This window comes from Porcincola intestinalis (assembly GCF_009696445.1).
GTDB classification, from domain to species: Bacteria; Bacillota; Clostridia; order Lachnospirales; family Lachnospiraceae; genus Porcincola; species Porcincola intestinalis.
In genome coordinates, this window is the sequence record NZ_VULZ01000012.1 from 1 (window position 1) to 17,945 (window position 17,945).

The window sequence follows — 17,945 nt, forward strand, 5'->3', positions numbered from 1 at the left end:
CTCATGACCCCTGTTGAATACCATGAGAACTATTATGTAGCGGCATAAGAATACCGCCAGTCGATCATTCGACTGGCGGCACAAAACTTTTTAATTATTCACTGTCCTCTTGACGGGTAGCACAGCAGGAGCAGTCCACCCCGGTCTTTTTTATGAAGACGGCCGCTCATCATCGAGTGAGGAGCGCGAGATGACGGCGGAGCCGCAGAATTGAGCCTGGATGCTGGAATCGGAAGTGCGGCGGGAACCGTAATGCAGGTTTTCATTCCCTTTTATTACAAAATATACTTGCATTCTTGAAATATTTATGTTAAAACTTTTAACAAGTTGTTACATCTTCACAGGATTGACACAAGTTGCTTTTATAGTGGTAACAATCTGGTGAAGGGCTTCCGATCTGGGGCAGCCGGTAAGGCATTGAAGCCGCAAGGCTTCCGGAATCCTTCATCCACCATATAGTTGAGTACGTGACACCGACCGGGGGATGGATGAACCATCACAGTGCCAGGAGGTAAGAGAAACATGAGAAAAGGATTGGCAAGAGCTACAGCATTCTGCCTGACGGCAGGGCTTCTGTTTGCGAACAGCGCAGCTGTCTATGCCGAGGATACCGCACCGGAGACTGAGGCAGCATCTGATGTGGCCGGGTCGCTGGCATTTGCAGAGTGCGACGAAGCGTACTATGTGAATGTCCGCACACAGCCGAGCACGGATTCCGGCGAGGTGATCGGAATCCTGAAGAACCATGATTCCGCGATCATCGAGAGTGTCGAGGACGACGGCTGGTACAAGATCAAGTCCGGCGATGTGGAAGGATATGTGGCAGCATGGCTGATCAAGACCGGAGACGAGGCAGCAGCGATTGCGCCGACAGTCGCTTACAACTATGCAGTCAACAACGCGGTTTCCCTGAATGTCCGCGCTCAGGCGGATGAGGGGTCGGAGGTCATCACTGCCCTGGATGAGGGGTCAGAGGCCGAGATTGTCGCTGACGAGGGGAACTGGTTCAAGGTTGCCCTGGATTCCGACACCTACGGATATGTCTCCAAGGATTATGTCGAGGAGAAGACGGCTTATCCGACGGCGAAGACGATCGATCAGATGATGAGCGATACAGAAGCTGAGAAGCAGGCTGAGCAGGTGGCAGACGCAGCAGGTTCTTCTGATGCTTCCGCAGATCAGGGCGGCGAGACGGCAGCTCCGGCAGATGCTTCCCAGACGCAGGAGACCGCAGCACAGACAGACGCTTCTCAGACGCAGGAGACCGCAGCGCAGACCGAGGCTCCGCAGACGCAGGAGACCGCAGCGCAGACCGAGGCTCCGCAGACGCAGGAGACCGCAGCACAGACAGACGCTTCCCAGACGCAGGAGACGGCAGCGCAGACCGAGGCTCCGCAGACGCAGGAGACGGCAGCACAGACCGAGGCTCCGCAGACGCAGGAGACCGTAGCACAGACGGAAGCACCTCAGACCGAGGCAGCAGCTCCGGCCGCTTCTGCGACGGGATCTGCCGTTGTGGCATATGCATCCCAGTTTGTCGGCAATCCGTATGTATGGGGCGGGACAAGCCTGACGAGCGGCGCTGACTGCTCCGGATTCACGATGTCAGTCTTTGCAAACTTCGGCGTTTCTCTTCCGCATTACGCTGCATCCCAGCTGTCCTGCGGCACGCAGGTTTCAATCGACAGCCTGGCGCCTGGCGACCTGGTGTTCTTCAGCAGCACGGGCGGCGAGATTGACCATGTTGCAATCTATGTCGGCGGCGGCTCCATTGTCCATGCGGCGAACAGCAAGTCCGGCATCTGCTACAGCAGCCTGAACTGGATGACACCGGTTGCAGCCTGCAGAGTTGTCTGATTCGAAAGCTGAATCATTTACACAGTTTTGAAATGAGAAGATCCTCCATCCCGGCATTTCGTCAGGGTGGAGGATCTTTTTATGTTTTCGAAATTCTCCATATGTACAGGATGGGATCATACCAAACATGAATTGGGCTCCTGCTCATGCATATGGTTGAAAAAGCTGCCCTTCAACTTTATAATAATGGCTAAATACACCGAAGGATGATGTGCCTATGACAGATGAAGAGAAGAAGCTGGAGCGACAGCAGGAGAAAGAGGAGCAGCGGGAAAAGCGAAGGCAGGAGCGGCAGAAGATCGCTTCCCTGCACGGGAAGAAGAGGCTCCAGTATCTCTGGGATTATTACAAGGTGTGGCTGGTATTTCTGGCAATCGCGATTGTCGCGGTCAACATCGCGGTGACGATCGTGAGGGGACTGATGACGAAGACGCTTCTTCAGGTCAGTGCCCTGTCGGCGGACTACAATGCGACCGGCGATCAGATGCAGGAGGACTTCTCCTCCTATATCGGGGGTTTAAAGAAACATGAGGAGCTTTCCTTCGATCTCTCCATTGATCTGCATCCGGGTGAAGTGACGCAGGCGGAGCAGGTGGCGGACGTCAAACTTCAGGTTCAGGTTTCCTCCGGGACACTGGATGTTGTGCTTGTCCCGGACTATGCCTTCTCCTACATCCAGCAGCGGGGGATGCTGATGAACCTGGATGATGTCCTGAGCCCAGAGGAGATTGAGACATACGGAAAGGCGGGGGACCTGGCCTACGCTTCCGCGCCAGATCTTCAGGCGCTGTCTGAGCAGGATGCATCGGAAGCAGGAACGCTGGACCCGGAGGGCGAGAGCACGGTCCGCGCGGTCACTGCGCTGAGCAGTCTGCAGAACCAGACGGAACCCGGGACAGAAGCCGCCGAAGCAGAAGCTAAAACAGTGACCGAAACAGCAGCTGAGATCCACTCTTCACCGTTTGAGGGCGAACAGATCTATGGCGTCCGGGTCGACGATTCGGGTATCTTGTCTGATTATGCCTGGTATCCGACCGACCAGAAGGTATACTTTGGCATTGTGAGCAACACACGCCATGAAGACATGGCGCTCACCTATCTTCATTATCTTAAAGGAGCGGGCAACAAATGAACGATTTATACAAGGAAATCATGGTGAAACCAAGACCTTCTCAGACCAATGCGCTGAAGAAGGGGCTTTTGATCGCGGCGGCGGTGCTGGTGTTTGCGGCAGGTATGCTGTTTGTTCAGCCACTGGTCATGCTGGGCGGGATCGTCCTGCTGTTTCTGGAGATCTGGCTGATCTTCCCGCGGTTCAGCGTGGAGTATGAGTACCTCTACGTGAACGGGGACATCGATATCGACGAGATCTACAGCAAGAGCACCCGGAAGAGAAAGGGCTCTTATGACAACAGTTCGCTCGTCGTCATGGCACCGACCGGAAGCGCACATCTGGACGGGTATCAGAACCGTCAGGGCATCAAGGTGCTCGATTATTCGAGCCGGGAGCCGAATGTGAAGACCTGGACGCTTGTCTACGGGGATGGCTCTGATCAGAAGATGCTGATTCTGGAGCTTCCGGATGAGGTCGTACAGGACATGCGCCGGTATTCACCCCAGAAGGTCTATCTGCAGTAATCCATCTAAGGCGTGTTTCGTGCATCTGCTGTTGTTTTGTACCGTGCAGAGAACTATTTCGTGGAAGACTCTCCCTTGCGGGAGATTTCCTGGTCTGCTATAATTTTTGAAATCTTTTTGCGGGACTGTTCCCGGCTTTGGGCTTTATCAGTTATGCATCAGGAAAGGAGACTGCTTTGGGCAAAATAGTTGGAGAGGGTATTACATTTGATGACGTACTGCTGGTTCCATCCTATTCGGAAGTCATTCCGAACCAGATCGACCTCACGACAAATCTGACAAAGACGATCAGACTGAACATTCCTGTCATGAGCGCCGGCATGGACACGGTGACAGAACACCGCATGGCCATCGCTATGGCGCGCCAGGGCGGCATCGGCATCATCCACAAGAACATGTCGATCGAAGCCCAGGCAGAAGAAGTCGACAAGGTCAAACGCTCCGAGTACGGTGTCATCACAGACCCGTTCTCACTCGGACCGGACAATACCCTTCAGGAAGCAGAAGACCTGATGAGAAAGTACCGCATCTCCGGCGTCCCGATCGTGGACACGGAGGGAAAGCTGGTCGGCATCATTACGAACCGCGACCTCAAGTTCCAGGAGGATTTCACCCGGAAGATTGCCCAGGACATGACGTCCGAGAATCTGGTTACCGCGCAGGAAGGCATCACGCTTGAGGAGGCTAAGAAGATCCTCGGGCAGGCGCGCAAGGAAAAGCTTCCGATCATCGACAAGGAAGGCCATCTGAAGGGGCTTATCACCATCAAGGACATCGAGAAGCAGATCAAGTACCCTAACAGCGCCAAGGACGCCAAGGGCAGGCTGCTTGCGGGGGCGGGTGTCGGCGTGACGGCAGACGTTCTGGACCGTATCAGCGAGCTTGTGAAGGCGCATGTGGACGTTGTGGTTGTCGATTCCGCACATGGCCACTCTGCCAATGTTCTCCGCGTTGTGAACATGATCAAGGAGGCTTATCCGGATCTGCAGGTCATCGCGGGCAATGTCGCGACGGCGGAGGGTACGGAGGCCCTGATCAAGGCCGGTGCGGACTGCGTCAAGGTCGGAATCGGACCGGGCTCCATCTGCACGACCAGAATCGTCGCCGGAATCGGCGTACCTCAGATCACAGCCGTCATGAACGCGTACGAGGCAGCCTCAAAGTATGGCGTTCCGATTATCGCGGACGGCGGTATCAAGTTCTCGGGCGACCTCACGAAGGCCATCGCTGCGGGGGCGAATGTCTGCATGATGGGATCTCTGTTTGCGGGCTGTGATGAGGCACCGGGTGAGTTCGAGCTTTATCAGGGCAGAAAGTACAAGGTCTACCGCGGCATGGGCTCCATCGCAGCGATGGAGAACGGCAGCAAGGACCGTTATTTCCAGTCCGGAGCGAAGAAGCTGGTACCGGAGGGCGTCGAGGGACGTGTCGCCTACAAGGGCTCTGTCGAGGACTCGATCTTCCAGCTGATGGGTGGTCTCAGATCCGGGATGGGCTACTGCGGATGCAAGGATATCGAGACTCTGAAAAAAGAAGGACGGTTCGTTAAGATCACGAACGCGGCACTCAGAGAGTCGCATCCGCATGATATCCATATCACGAAGGAAGCGCCAAACTATACGGTGGAGGATAACGTAAACTAAGCTCGGTTACGGACAGGACGGATGAAACGAGACGACTGGTACCAGACGGACGGCGATGATGAATATCGCTATGAGGATGAACAACCGAATAACAGGCGAAGAAGGAAGCGAAAGATTGGAAGATTGATCTTCTGGATTGTTTTCTTTGAGATTGTAGCGCTCATCGGAGGGCTGCTCTATATTCTTCTGCCGAAGGAGGATCCGCAGGTGGAGGAGCTTCTGGCGAAAAAGCCAAAGATCCCCTACCAGACGGAAGCGTCCCTTGCCGCCAGGCTGGGACCGGCCGTCCCGAAACCGAGCATCGACGTGCAGCTTCTGGACATCAACGACTGGTCAAGGCCGGGGATCCCGACGGATGGAATCAAGAAGATTGTCGTCCACTATCTGGGCAATCCGAAGACGACGGCGCAGGAGAATCATGATTACTTCGAGAGCCTCAAGGATCTTCAGGATACCTACATGAGCGCGAACTACGTCATCGGTCTCAAGGGCGAGATCATCCAGTGCGTTCCAGACGGGGAAGTTGCCTGGGCGTCCAACAAGGCGAACTATTACTCGATTTCGATCGAGAACTGCCATGAGGATACGACCGGCAGGTTCAATGATTCCACCTACTGGTCGGATGTTCATCTGGTCGCATACCTGACCGAAAAGTACGGACTTGGACGGGACGATATCATCCGTCATTATGATGTGACGGGGAAGGATTGTCCGAAGTGGTTCGTGGAGCATCCGGACGACTGGGAAAAGTTCAAAGATGACGTCATGACGTATCGGCAGGAGTGCGATGATGCCAGGAATGAAAAAATCTCCGAGCTCTCCAAACAGACGGAGAAGGATGTTCTGAAGGAATATCTTGACTCGATCGGAACGGAGACGGAGGTTGAGGCGGAAACCTCGGACAGCGACCTGTGGGATGCGCTGAAGAAGAAAGCGGAGGCGTTCCAGTCTTCTGCAGACGAGGGCTGAGCAAGAAAACCAGCCGCAGTAGTGTGTATAATGCACACTGCTGCGGCTGACGCAGACAGTTAGTGAACCCCAGAGATCAGCGGGATCAGATCATATAAGCGCGAAGCCGATCGGATAGAAGCATAAAAGACCGGGGCGGATCGAAGCGATCCGGAAGAACCCGGGAAGGCGGGAAAGGGATCTATGACTGAGAGCAGTCTGAAACAACTGTATGAGCATATCACCCGCGGAGATGAGGTTCGGCAGAGCCTGATCTCTGTGCGTCAGATGATCAGGGACGAGAGCCTCCGGCGGAAGTTTATGGTTCTGCTCGGAGGCGATTTTTCTGTCCTTATCGGTCTTCTCAAGGACCCGGATCCGAAGATCCGCCGAAATGCGGCACTGATCCTCGGTCAGACCGAGAATGAGGATGTCCTTGCTCCGGTTATGGAGGCCTGGCGCACGGAGAAGACGCTCTTTGTGCGGGAGGACTACCTGAAGGCGGTCGAGCATCTGGACTACAGACCGTATATGCCGCAGCTTAGAGCGCGGCTTATGGAGATTGAGGCAGGAGAGGGGCAGGCAGACAACCGCAATCAGAACAGTCCTGAACACAGCCTCTGGGACAATGACAAGCACCTTGCGGGGGAAGCCAGCCAGATCCGCAGGATGATCGAGCGTGCGGGAGAGAAGAAACGCCACACATACGCAAAGACCGACCCTGCCCCGGAGCTTCTTCTTGTCTGCAATCGCTGTCAGGTAACGGCGACGGCAGAGCAGATCAAGCAGGGCAGCGTGCGAATGCTGAAGGGTGGTGTCTTTGTCAGAGACGGGAGCCTGGAAGAGCTGATGCAGGTCAGAACCTGGTCGGAGATGCTGTTTCCGATTCCAGGGGCACGGCCAATCCCTGCGCAGGAGCGGGAGGCGGCTGAGTGCCTTCATGAGATGAAGGTCTACGGCTATCTGAAGTATCTTCATGGAGGAGAAGAGGGTCCGTACCGGTATCGCGTGGAACTGAAGGGAAAACGCGAGCTGATGGAGCGGAAGGGAAGCTTCATCCGAGGGGTTGCCTCGAGGCTGGACATGCTGGAGAAGGGAAGAATCCAGAACAATGACACCGACTATGAGGTCGAGCTGCGCCTGATCGAGCGTTCAGATGGGACGCTTGCTCCGATGCTGAAGCTTTTCACACTGAAGGACAGGCGGTTTGCCTACCGGAAGGTTTCCACAGCTCAGAGTATGGCGCCGGTCAATGCCGCCCTTGTCCTGAGACTCGCACAGTCGTATCTGAGAGAGGGCGCACAGGTCCTCGATCCGTTTTGCGGAACCGGGACTCTGCTGATCGAGCGGGAGCTGATTCTGCCATCCGGAACCTGCTACGGAATCGATACCTTCGGAGAGGCCATCGAGAAGGCACGCGTCAACACCGGAACGATCGGACACATCAACTATATCAACCGCAATTTCTTCGATTTTACACATGCGTATACATTTGATGAGCTGATCACAGAGCTTCCCCAGGAGGGAAGCAGGGTCGAAGAGGATGCGGGCGGCGCGTCCTTTGAGGAGCGCTTTCTGCGCAAGGCAGCGGAGCTTCTTGCGGAGGATGCCATTGTGGTTGTCGTAACCAGAAGCTCGAAGGCGCTGGAGGAGGCCGCCAGAGAAGTGTGTCAGGAGGGGCAAGACTACAGACTTCTTCAAAAATACCTGATGAATGAGCGCCTCGGTACGACGGAGTTAATCTTTCGGTACCGTAGAACCTGTCAGAAGGGCTGATGACCGTAAATAGTTCCAATATTTCCAAAAAGTCGAACAATAATATGGTTGACAAGCAGGAGAAGAAGTAGTATCATTCATTTTGTCGTCAAGAGCGAGGGAAAAACAAAGAGCTCAAGGATGACAAGATGTGCGCGAATGGCTCAGAGGTGGAGCGTCGCCTTGCCAAGGCGAAGGTCGCGGGTTCGAATCCCGTTTCGCGCTGGTGAGAATTCCAGGTGTATGTGATTGTACATGCACCTGTTTTTTTATGTAGTGTTTGTTGTTTATAGATGTCGATGAGGCAATACATGAAAAGCTCTGAAATACTGTCGGCGTGTGCCGCCAGTATTTCAGAGCTTTTTTACATTAAGTGGAATTGGACGAACATTCTGCTTCAATAAAGAGGTGTAAAAGAGGCAATCTATTTGTTAAATATATTAGCATTTTATAAGAATAATTATGCTAACGAAAATTGTTTCGTTATTAGCAACAAAATTGTGCTAAAAAAAATATACAATCTGACAATTGCGGAAGTAAAAGGGGGGGGGGTAGAATAGAGTCGGCTTTTTTTAGCCTAGGAGAGGATGAAATCGAACGTTCATATTTTTCACATAGATTGCCGATGTATGAAAGAAACAGATCCTTTTATTGACAATAGAACAGAGGAATCCACGAGGACTGCCGCGCAGCGAGATCACCGCGCAGGAGCAGAGAAGATCTTCCAGGACATCCCAGCCCAAGAACAGCTCCGTCAGGAAGATGTGCAAGCCCATACCGGAAGAAAGCGGGGAAGATTTCTTTACAGAATCATATTGACGAGCATAACGGTGGCAGCTGCCGCGATCCTGATTGCAACGTTATTCCTTCCGATTCTCCGAATTTATGGAACATCGATGTCACCAACGCTCCAGGAAGGGGACGTTATCATAGCGATGAAAATCAGAAGGGTTCATCAGGGCGAACTGATGGCCTTTTATTTTAACAATAAGATTCTGGTCAAGCGGGTAATCGCGGAGCCGGGTGACACGGTGGATATCGATGATGCCGGGAACGTGATTGTCAATGGGAGAGCGCTTGATGAGTCTTATCTTATATCCAGAAGCAAGGGCAATACGACGGATATCACCTATCCGTATCAGGTTCCGATAGGCAGATATTTTCTCATGGGGGATCAACGGGAAACCTCGGAGGATTCCCGCAATTCACAAATTGGATGTATCGGACAGGATCGGATGGTCGGCCGAATTCTCTTGCGGGTGTGGCCTCTCAGACGATTTGGACTGGTGAAATAACAGATATCTGTTGATCTTAAGGGAGTGCGAAGTTCATGAAAACAGATCAGAACAGCAATATGCAAGGAACGCTGAATAAGAGAATAAGCATGAAGAAGAGAAGAAACGCAAAGCGCGCTCTTCTGGCACTGAACCTTGTGGCAGTCATCTTCACAACAACCGTATTCTCTAATCCAGTGTCCGTTTTGTCGGAAGAAGTGTCCACGGATGTCGTGCAGAGCATAGAGAACAGCCCTGGTACGGATGCGCAGATCGCTGAGCAGGCTGATGTGCAGCAGAATACTGCAGAGGCAGCGCAGGCTGCCGAAGCGCCGGCAGCAGAGAATAGCGTTGAAGCAGCCAAGGCAGAGGAGCCATCCGGCGTCAATGCGCCAGCAGAGAATGCAATGTCAGCAGAAATGAACGCTGCTGAGGATGGGGTGATTTCAACGGATGATGGTGCTTCGTCTGCGTCAGCGGTGCAGAGTGCAGATACTTCGTCTGCCTCAAATGGGTCCTTTGAAGATGCTGGTGCAGGAAATACAGATGGAACCAAGGACGGCATCATCGAGAACGATGAAGAAGGGGTGAACGAGGCTGAAGGCAACGTTATCGAACAGGCAACAGGAGATGTGTCTTTCCAGGAGCAGCTGACCTATGAGGATGAGCACGTAAAGATCAACGCATCCTACATAGACGGGAGAGCTTTTCCGGCTGACTCGATACTCAATGGGACGTATCTTGATTCAGATGAGAAGGATGCCGTGCTCATCGCTGTGAATGCGCAGATTTCAAAAGACAACTCTGCCAATACCGTATCGGATCCAGCTGAGAATGTGGGAAACTCAGACAGTACAGCAGCTGCTTCAACAACCACAACAACCGTTGAATACAGCGCTGCGGGTCTTCATGCCCTGATGCTTGCGGCAAAGAACAAGGATGGAAGTGATACCACAACTGAAGGGGATGTTACATTCTCAGCAGAATTAAAGAAGGGTCTCAACGATGCCGGTTACTCTACCCGAGAAGAAAACACTGAAAACAATGAAGCAGGTGGGGATGGCAGCCTTACTACCACAACAACCAGATGTGAAACCTCGTGGAAAATTTATGCAGTCACCGAGAAGAATCTGACGGATATCACAGATATTACAGATGCGCACAATGCACATTATGAAATGGATGAGAACGGCACTCTTAAGAGCGCATCCTTCCGAGGTGCATTGCCGCAGACTGTGGCATTTGTGCAGATCGTGAAGAAGACCGTCACTGAGACAACGACACAGAAGGAAACTGAGAAAGCAACAGAAAAAGAGACTCAGAAAGTAACAGAGAAATATACAGAGAAAATAACAGAGAAAGCGGCTGAAAAAACGACAGAAACAGAAAAAGAGGATATGGAGGCAGAAGTTCCCTCGTCAGCAGCGATGCCAGCGGTTACCTTCGATCAGAAGGTAAACACGGAGAACGGGACTGTCATGGTACATGTCGATGCGGAGGAAGGTGCCTTTGAAGATGAAACCTCCATGGCTGTCACTCCCGTCACCAGGCAGGATATTCTCGACAAGGCGATTGATGCGGCTGGTGGAAAAGGCGCAGCAGCTGCGATGGACATCACCTTCACGAAACCTAACGGAACAAAGACGGAACCGTTGAAGCCGATTCATGTCAAAATGATCTCCCCGGTCCTGAACCGCGCGGAGGAGGCACATGTCGTCCACGTCACCGACAGTGGAAGTACCGATGTTGTCGCAAAGAAGTCCGACGGCAAGACGATCGAGAGCACGAGCAACGACGCCATCTCGTCAGATGGGAAGAATGCGGTTTCATTTGAATCCGATTCCTTCTCGGTCTATGCCATCGTCTATACCGTGGACTTCACCTTCAGCGGCTATACCTATTCCATCAAGGGCGGCAGCAGCATCCTGCTTTCTTCTCTTGCGGAGAAACTTGATCTTCATGACAGCAAGCAGAACAAGAACTTCTCCATCGCGGATGTCGACGATGTCACCTCCTCCGACAGCAGCCTTGTAGAGGTGATAAAGAAGGACGGGGACTGGGAGCTTGTCAGCAAGAAGCCGTTCACGTCAACCGAGAAGCTCACCATCAGCATGAAGGATGGGAGCAGGTATGAGGTGGAGGTGAAGGACGAACAGGAAAATAAGTTGGGAAAATATATCACCTCGGTAACGACGTATACGAAGGATGGGAACGGAAAGTGGAATCCGAATAATAATATAAAAGATGGAGACAATGTAAAATTTGTATTGAATTACAAAGTGGAAAGTGGACAGCTTAGGAAAGGCGAAGTACTGACCTATAAAATGGATCCACAATATATTGGCGTCAGCGAATTGACCACGGGCGATGCGATACAAAAAGGCCAAAAGATAGGGACAATGTCGGTTGGCCCGGATGGGACAATAACACTTAGCCTGAACGAGGACTATAATGTTTCCCAAGCCTTTGAGGGAAGCCTTAAATTTATAGGTACGGCACATAATACAAATTCTGATAATCCGGTGACCGTCGACTTCGGGGCTAATGCGCATGTAACTATTCATCCTAAGACAACAACGGATCAATATGATATTTCTACACAAAAAACGGGACGCTATTATACAGATCAGAATGGGAAGCATTGTATTCGTTATGAGGTGACGATCTCTACGACGAAGGGGACCGGAGATGCCATTCAATTCAGCGACTCCATGTCTGCATCTGGTATTGATGTTCCGAACTATAATACCAGTAAAGTCTGGGTCTATCAAAATGATGATCGGTCTGGCGTTAGCGGCCTTAACCCCAGGGTAAATAATGATGGCAAGCTGGAAATAGACAATCTGCCGGAATTGCAGGCTGGTGAGAAGTATCATGTAATCTATGAAGTTCCTGTAGAAGGTAATATCACTTCTTCAGACGGCAGTGCGAAGGTTTCGAACAACTGTTGCGCATGGAATAAACATGTCACTGGCTGGGGAGGAACTACAACCACCATCCATGAGCCGGTTGTAAAAAAAGAAGGGTATCAGGACTATCAGACAGGAAAGTTGAAATGGACGATCACGGTGAACAATCCGGATCGGCAGGATCTGAGCGGAACGACGTTGAAGGATGTATTTACTGTAACGGACGGAGACAGCTCTAATATCACTTTCCCGCTGGATTTTACCATTAAGGATGGGAGTGGCAATAAGGTAGGAACAGGGAAGTTCGATGCAAATGGTAATTATACATTTCCATCCGGATCTTCTGCAGAGCAGTACAAAATTGAGTATGAAACACCTGCGCCTACGGGAAATGAGGGAACTTCATCGAGGGTAAAGAATAAAGTTACCTATAACAACCATGGCAAGGAGTATACCGGCGAATCAGGAGAGATTACCGTATCCCATCCTACTTATAATGTTACAAAGTGGTATTCTATGACCGATGGCCAGACGGAAACGGGAGAAAAAATCAAGTGGACGGCAAGAATTGACCTTCCGGAAAGCGATCTTGATCTTTCTAAGCTTACCTATACAGACACAATGACTGCATGGGATGGGAGCACCTCGCTTTCGGAAAGGCATTACACAACTCCGGCTCTGCTTAAGGAGCTTGTGCTCTGGACAGAGAATAGCACCAGATTGACGTATGGGACAGATTACAAACTGCTTGATCTTGCCGGAAATGATATCAGCAAAATGGATGAGAACACTAAGCTGACTGGTTTTCAGATTAAGTTTCTGGACGAAGCACTGTCCACAATTAAGGAGAATAAAAATATTTCTCTCGATTATGACACAATTGCAGATGAAACAGAACAGTCAGCGGGATCAACCTGGACATTCAAGAATAAAGCTGCAATTCTGGATCATGAATCGGAAGCAAGCTATGATTATAAAAAACCGGATGGAGATCTGACGAAACAGGTTAGTACTAGCGGGACGGATACTTCGTATTCCAGTAATGATCCGGAAATCGAATATTCTGAGAACGGGATAACACTGTACTATAGGGTATTGATCCGACTGAATAAAGAATCCAGAGGAGAACAGACGATTGTTGATACTCTTCCTTCCGGCATGAAATTTGGGAAACTTACCAAAGTTGTTTATTATGAAAATGATAACTATCAACCTGACGACCTGAACGGCTTCAATGGTAATTGGCATTTTAAATTAGCTGATCATGTAACAACAACTGCGACAGAAAACCAGAAGGATGGAACAACTAAGGTTACTTTCACCTTGTCTGATGGATATGAGAGACCCTATACGGAGTCTTTCCGCATTGCGTTCTACTATACTGCGACGATTGAGGATAGACAATTCTGGAGTGATATTCGTAATGAAATGAAACCCTATTCCAACACAGTTCAATGGGGAAATCTGACTTCTGACGTTACAACGAATGTCAAACATACGATTAAGAAGCTGGATAAGATTGGACAGCTGACGGATGTTGAGGGAGTTAAAGGAGTAAAAAAAGCAATTTATTATCTCCCAGTCAATCCGAAGGGTGAAGATCTGGTCAAAGGTTCTGATAGCCTGACACTTCAGGATCAACTGACATCAGGAGAAAAAGATGTTCAGATGGATTTCCAGCCTGCATCATTGAGGGTCTATGCATACGATGCAGCAGGAGAGAACCATTGCGGAGCGCTCATTGACCCGAACAGGTATGGTTTCTCTTATGAAGAAAAGACACATACACTCACAGTGACACTACCGGATGAGGTTTCTTGCGTGGTGTATTACGAGTACTATGTGACACCGGGAATTAATGCTACGCAGCTAAGTAATTCGGCCAGACTTTCCGGAGTTGCAGAGTCTTCCATTGAGAATAAACTTGCGCTGGCTGAGAGCTCAGCGGGAGCAACGGTATCCAAAAAGGAGCTTGATCTATATAAGGTTGACAGTGAAAACTACAACATCAAATTACAGGGAGTAACTTTTAAACTCGAGGAGTACAAAGGCTATGAGAATAATGCGGCAGTCTGGAGCACAATAAAGGAAGCTTCCACAAATGAAAATGGCCAAATTCATCTGAATAAAATTGATGACAAACTCGAAGAAGGAGCTCTCTACAGGCTCACCGAGACAAAACTGGGTCCTAACAAGGCCTATTCCATGAATAGTAAGCCATATTATTTTGTCTGGGCAAAATTTGAATCGGAGTCGAAATCTGACTGGGAAATATGGAGCGAGGTTCCTCAATATGATCATTCCGGAGTAACACAGGATGAAGTTTACATCATTCGTACTTCCGGTACGATTTATGTTCCGAATGAAAAGACCGGAATCAGAATCGACAAAGTATGGATGAACGCGGATCATACAGATGACGCTAATCCCGGAACAGCACATGTAACTTTATACAGGCAGGCACGAAAGCCTGGCGGAGTGAAAGTAACTGTGAAGGTCTGGACCGGGGATCAACAATGGCCAAATGAGCTCTATAAAAATGAAGTTAATATCAAGAGTGGTACGGAAGTAGCCCTGTCTGTACGTTCGCAATATAACGAGCAATACATAATCAATAATGGTACTCCCATATCGTTTAACAATCAGGCCGATCATACCATTCCGCTGGGAAGTCCAACAAAGGACACTATTTATTCGGTATATGTTTCATATTCACCGAATAAAATTTACAAGGATCTCCTGTACACTCCGACAGATCAGTACACAGATGCAGGGCAAAGAGAAACAATCGGAAGTTATGATTTGAATAGCAGTAATAAGAATAGTGTTACTGTAGGTCCGCTTGCCTTGGACGATGGGAACGAAAATAAATATTACTACTGGGTAGAGGAGGATCCAGTCACAGGATATACGACATCATATTCGAGTAATAATGGGAAGATTCAAAAAGGAACGTTAACTGTTACCAACACCCGGGAAGAAGAGTCGATCTCTGCAAAGAAAGCATGGGTAAATTCGGATGGAACAAACACTCCGCCTGCCGGTGCTTCCTGCACTTTCGAACTATTGCAAAATGGTAATCCAACAGGAAAGAAAATCACTCTGGATGGCACAGAGGACGAATACGAATCCCCGGCATGGCAGGCTAATTTTATAAAACTTAATAAATATGATCAAAGTGGGAAAGAAATATCCTATTCTGTGAAAGAGGTATCGTCACCTAGCGTATACATTCCAGATAAAAAGGAAGTGGGTAACGGAGGAACGATTACCAACAGTCAGGAACAGAAATTGGAATTCACGAAGATATGGAGTGATGGAACCATTGAACAGAAATGGCCATCCGGAAAATCAATCAAAGTGACTTTGTATCGTGAATTGCTGGGTAGTGACAAAAAGGTATTGGAGCCAGCAACTCCCTATGCAATATATATGCTTGCCGCTAGCGAAGTAACTAAGCATGAAAATTCAGAGCCTGACTGCGAATTAACGATGAAGAACGGAAGATATAGTTACTTGATTTCTGGATTACCTTCTGTCGGAACAATAGCGAAGGGAGATACTACATACACAGGGAATTGGCATTATTTTGTCAAGGAAGAGAAAGCGAATGGCTATTTAGAACCTAAATACGGGGATTTGAGTACAGGATCCGTTGTGGTTGTCCAGAAGCTGGATTACGCAGAAGATGGCCAGGCGATTATAAACGAGAAGGAATCATCGTATGAACTTCCATCCACCGGCGGTTCAGGCGATCTGCCATGGGTAGCATCAGGCATCCTGCTAATTCTTCTGGCAGGTGCAGTCTTCATGGTGAGAAAATTCCTGATATACCGCAGTAGAGGGAAAGGAGGTGGCCTGAGACCGTGAGACGGAGGAAACCTTGCTTTACCTTTGAAAGGGATGTGCTGGACTGCGGAGGTTAGACTAGAGGACGACAGTCAGTTCTTCTCAAGGGCAGTACGAATGACGGAAGTCAGCTGGAAAGATTATTGAAAGCACGAAAAAAAATACTGCCTTGCACAGATGCGGGGCGGACACAATTTCACTTAATCAATGGAGGAAAGAAGAAATGAAAAGGATCACAAAGCATCTCATGACCCTGCTTTTGTCGGTGGTCATGGTCATGGCGATGGGGCTTATCGTATTTGCGGAGGGAACAACATATAAACTCACTTTGACCGGAACAGCCACCGGACACACCTATGAGGCGTACCAGATCTTCAGAGGAGACCTCTCCAATAATGATGCTGGAGATAAAGTTCTCTCAAACGTGCAGTGGGGCACGGGAGTCAACTACACAGGAACTGAGTCGGCTGCCGATGTAGCGAAAGCTCTCGGTGCTGGCACCATGAGCATCGCGCAGCTTGAAGAAAAGCTTACCCTCACAGCTCCGGTAAAGACGGTGACGTCTGCCAAGGGCTCTACTGTGATCGATGGTCTTGCGGCCGGCTACTATCTGGTGAAGGATCAGGACGGCACGCAGAAGAATACGTCCGATGCCTACACGACGTTTATCGTGCAGGTTGTAGGAGACACGGAGGCCGAGGTCAAGTCCGATGTTCCGACCGTTGAGAAGAAGGTCAAGGACGCAAACGACAGCGAGGGAGAGACATCTGACTGGCAGGATTCCGCGGACGCTGATATCAACGACGATGTACAATATCAGATCACAGGTACAATGCCGGACAATATCGCTGATTATAAAAAGTACACGTATAAATTCACCGATACCATGTCCAAGGGTCTTACCTATACAGCAAAGAACGCAAAGATCACGATCGGCGAAAAGAATGTGACGAGCTCCTTTACGGAGAATGTGACGACCAATGACGATGGCTCAACGACTGTGACCTGGACTTGTGACAACCTGAAGGGTATCGGCGTTATGCTGGATGCAAACACAAAGGTCGTTGTGACCTATTCTGCAAAGCTTAACGAAAACGCCGTAATCGGCGCTGCCGGCAACCCGAATAAGGTCGACCTCACTTACTCCAACAACCCGAACAAGAGCGGCGATGGTGAGACCGGCAAGACTCCGGAGGACAAAAACGTCGTCTTCACATATAAGACAGTTGTCAATAAGATCGACCAGGACAAGAAGTCCCTCAAGGGTGCTGCTTTCAAACTGGAGAAGGAGTCCGATGGGACCTATAAGGAAGTTAAGTCCTTCACAGCAGGTGATGAGACGACATTCGAATTCGATGGTCTTGATGACGGCAACTACAGGCTGACAGAGACCACGACTCCGGCCGGCTACAACACGATCACGCCGGTTAAGTTTACGATCTCTGCAGAACATGACACAGAATTGGGTGATCCGAAGCTTACAAAACTGTCCGGCAACGTGACGACAGGTGAGGCAACGTTCACAGTCGATAAAGACGCCGGCTCTCTGACGACAGATATCGTCAATAAGAAGGGCTCCATTCTTCCTTCCACTGGTGGTCGCGGCACGACGATGATCTACATCATCGGTGCGGCGCTGGTTGTCATGGCAGGCATTGTGCTGGCGATGAGAAAGAAGATGAGCAGCAAGGAATCCTGACAGCATCAAGGCATGCAGCGGCGGCGTTAAGTTCGCTACTTCAGGAGTCTTGATCTGCGAAAGTGACGAAAACGGGACTGAAGCGGTGCACGAATGTGCACCGCCAGCCCGAAGGGCAGGATGACCCAGACAGTTTACCAAAACAGATAGGTGGCCACCGTCGTATATGCGGCAGCAGAGACCACAGTCGCGAAACGAAAGAGTAAAGGATGCAGAGCATTCGTCATCTCCGAGCAGAATCAGGAACACATCAATTGCGATGTTGAAATCTATGTGTACTGATTCTTCTGGGCGATGAGGGGTTCTCTCTGCCGCATAATCGTGAATCAGAATACATCGCCAAAGCAACTGAATAAAGAGAATGCTGGGGAGA

9 protein-coding genes and 1 tRNA gene are annotated in these 17,945 nt (G+C 50.1%); all 10 read left to right on the top strand.

Translation table 11 applies throughout. The annotated features are described in order from the left end of the window. Window positions 1-522: 522 nt before the first annotated feature. The 10 genes from FYJ35_RS10650 to FYJ35_RS10695 all read left to right on the top strand — a co-directional run bounded on the left by FYJ35_RS10650 (window position 523) and on the right by FYJ35_RS10695 (window position 17,572). Window positions 523-1,857, top strand: a complete 1,335-nt coding sequence (locus FYJ35_RS10650) for a C40 family peptidase (RefSeq protein WP_154526363.1) — start codon at window positions 523-525, stop codon at window positions 1,855-1,857. A 217-nt stretch (window positions 1,858-2,074) separates the two neighbouring features. Beyond that, entirely contained in the window at window positions 2,075-2,989 is a 915-nt protein-coding gene (locus tag FYJ35_RS10655) for a hypothetical protein (RefSeq protein WP_154526365.1), read from the top strand. Then, the gene (locus FYJ35_RS10660; RefSeq protein WP_154526367.1) at window positions 2,986-3,495 is read left to right on the top strand and encodes a DUF6106 family protein; all 510 of its coding nucleotides are present in this window, start codon (window positions 2,986-2,988) and stop codon (window positions 3,493-3,495) included. The genes FYJ35_RS10655 and FYJ35_RS10660 overlap by 4 nt, the downstream gene beginning before the upstream one ends. Window positions 3,496-3,671: 176 nt before the next feature. Next, entirely contained in the window at window positions 3,672-5,138 is a 1,467-nt protein-coding gene (guaB, locus tag FYJ35_RS10665; RefSeq protein ID WP_154526369.1) for an IMP dehydrogenase, read from the top strand. 21 nt (window positions 5,139-5,159) lie between these two features. Beyond that, complete coding sequence (locus FYJ35_RS10670) at window positions 5,160-6,107, top strand: peptidoglycan recognition protein family protein (RefSeq protein ID WP_154526371.1); 948 nt, start codon at window positions 5,160-5,162, stop codon at window positions 6,105-6,107. Window positions 6,108-6,290: 183 nt separating this feature from the next. Further along, window positions 6,291-7,862, top strand: a complete 1,572-nt coding sequence (locus tag FYJ35_RS10675; protein ID WP_154526373.1) for a methyltransferase domain-containing protein — start codon at window positions 6,291-6,293, stop codon at window positions 7,860-7,862. 132 nt (window positions 7,863-7,994) lie between these two features. Beyond that, a tRNA-Gly gene (locus FYJ35_RS10680) sits at window positions 7,995-8,066 on the top strand. 404 nt (window positions 8,067-8,470) lie between these two features. Continuing rightward, window positions 8,471-9,136: a signal peptidase I gene (gene lepB, locus FYJ35_RS10685; protein ID WP_154526375.1), complete on the top strand. Its 666-nt coding sequence runs from the start codon at window positions 8,471-8,473 to the stop codon at window positions 9,134-9,136. Between the two features lie 35 nt (window positions 9,137-9,171). Beyond that, window positions 9,172-15,894 (top strand): Cna B-type domain-containing protein, encoded by a 6,723-nt coding sequence (locus tag FYJ35_RS10690; protein WP_154526377.1) that lies wholly within the window; start codon window positions 9,172-9,174, stop codon window positions 15,892-15,894. 202 nt (window positions 15,895-16,096) lie between these two features. Continuing rightward, window positions 16,097-17,572, top strand: coding sequence for an isopeptide-forming domain-containing fimbrial protein (locus FYJ35_RS10695; RefSeq protein WP_154526379.1), 1,476 nt, complete (start codon window positions 16,097-16,099; stop codon window positions 17,570-17,572). Window positions 17,573-17,945: the final 373 nt, after the last annotated feature.

What these genes read in the sequence shown, in the direction of transcription:
- FYJ35_RS10655 (WP_154526365.1), top strand. Translation starts at nt 2,075, where the DNA reads ATGACAGATGAAGAGAAGAAGCTGGAGCGACAGCAGGAGAAAGAGGAG.
- lepB (WP_154526375.1), top strand. Translation starts at nt 8,471, where the DNA reads ATGAAAGAAACAGATCCTTTTATTGACAATAGAACAGAGGAATCCACG.
- FYJ35_RS10675 (WP_154526373.1), top strand. Translation starts at nt 6,291, where the DNA reads ATGACTGAGAGCAGTCTGAAACAACTGTATGAGCATATCACCCGCGGA.
- FYJ35_RS10660 (WP_154526367.1), top strand. Translation starts at nt 2,986, where the DNA reads ATGAACGATTTATACAAGGAAATCATGGTGAAACCAAGACCTTCTCAG.
- FYJ35_RS10670 (WP_154526371.1), top strand. Translation starts at nt 5,160, where the DNA reads ATGAAACGAGACGACTGGTACCAGACGGACGGCGATGATGAATATCGC.
- FYJ35_RS10695 (WP_154526379.1), top strand. Translation starts at nt 16,097, where the DNA reads ATGAAAAGGATCACAAAGCATCTCATGACCCTGCTTTTGTCGGTGGTC.
- FYJ35_RS10650 (WP_154526363.1), top strand. Translation starts at nt 523, where the DNA reads ATGAGAAAAGGATTGGCAAGAGCTACAGCATTCTGCCTGACGGCAGGG.
- FYJ35_RS10690 (WP_154526377.1), top strand. Translation starts at nt 9,172, where the DNA reads ATGAAAACAGATCAGAACAGCAATATGCAAGGAACGCTGAATAAGAGA.